At 40.3% G+C, this 1,286-nt stretch carries 1 protein-coding gene and 1 pseudogene; one reads left to right on the top strand and one right to left on the bottom strand.

Translation table 11 applies throughout. From position 1 onward, the window contains the following. The first annotated feature begins 229 nt into the window (after positions 1-229). A complete protein-coding gene (locus CD122_RS10520; RefSeq protein WP_103358924.1) occupies positions 230-964 on the top strand; it encodes an NAD-dependent protein deacylase in 735 nt (244 codons plus the stop codon). A 50-nt stretch (positions 965-1,014) separates the two neighbouring features. On the opposite strand, the pseudogene CD122_RS10515 reads toward CD122_RS10520, so the two are convergent. After that, positions 1,015-1,286: pseudogene (locus tag CD122_RS10515) on the bottom strand (phosphopentomutase); the annotation flags it as partial.

The following is a 1,286-nucleotide window of genomic DNA, read 5'->3' as shown; positions in this document are numbered from 1 at the left end:
ACATAAAATAATAATTTTATTAGACTAACGAGTTTCTAAAGTTTGTGTAATTGCACTATATTAATTTATCTTATTATTTGACACGCAAAATTTTTTAATTCATAAAAAGTGTAATAGTCAACTACACGAACTTTTTAAGACCTATAATTCCTGCTGACAATGCTTGACATTGCCATATGTTAAGATGAAAGTAATACAATTTTTCAATGATCAATGGGAGTGATATAAAATGAATAATGCAATCGCACAATTAAAAGAGATGATTGGTCATTCAACGAACATCGTTTTCTTTACAGGAGCTGGCGTTTCGGTCGCAAGTGGGATTCCTGACTTCCGTTCTGACGGTGGTTTATATGATGCAATTGAACAACAGGGAGCATCGCCTGAGTATTTATTAAGTCATGATTATTTAAATGCGGATCCAGTAGGCTTTATGGGATTTTGTCATCGCTATCTACTTTTCAAGGATAAAAAACCTAATCCGGTACATCACTGGATTGCCAATCTTGAACAACAAGGACAATCACTCGGTGTCATCACACAAAATATTGATGGTCTTCATTCTGATGCGGGTAGTCAACACGTGGATGAATTACACGGCACACTCAATCGTTTCTACTGTACGCAATGTCACCGTGCCTATACAAAAGCAGAAGTCATTGACCAGCATTTACTACATTGTACTGAGTGTAAGCGTCCGATACGTCCTGACATCGTGCTTTACGGTGAAATGCTTCATGAACCAACGATTTTGAGTGCACTCAATAAGTTACAACAAGCAGATACATTGATTGTGTTAGGCTCGTCACTACTCGTTCAACCTGCAGCGGGGCTCATTTCAAACTTTACCGGGCAAAATCTCGTTATTATCAATCGTGATACGACACCGTTTGATGCAGACGCACAACTGGTCATCCATGACGATATGGTATCCGTCGTCGATCAACTACAAAATAACGCTTGATCCAAAAAAATAAAAGAACCCCTACCATTTCGATAGAGGTCCTTCATATATTATTTCAATTCATTTAAATAGCTACGTCCAAATTCTGGTAAGTCCACACCGAAGTTATCGGCGATTGTCGCTCCGATAGAGCTGAACGTTGTATCGCCGTCGAGGGCAGTGCCACCGCTGAATTTCGGGCTGTAGAACAACACCGGAATGTATTCACGTGTGTGATCTGTCCCCTCTGCCGTTGGGTCATTACCGTGATCGGCTGTGATAATCAACAGGTCGTCTTCACGCATGTTGTCCAACAGTTCCGGTAAACGTTCGTCGAAGTCCT

Source organism: Staphylococcus rostri (assembly GCF_002902145.1).
Lineage (GTDB): Bacteria > Bacillota > Bacilli > Staphylococcales > Staphylococcaceae > Staphylococcus > Staphylococcus rostri.
The sequence above is the reverse complement of the archived record's forward strand: the minus strand, read 5'-3'. Positions and strand labels throughout refer to the sequence as shown.

Bases quoted from the DNA above. Each gene is read 5' to 3' on its own strand.
- CD122_RS10520 (WP_103358924.1), top strand. From the start codon at position 230: ATGAATAATGCAATCGCACAATTAAAAGAGATGATTGGTCATTCAACG.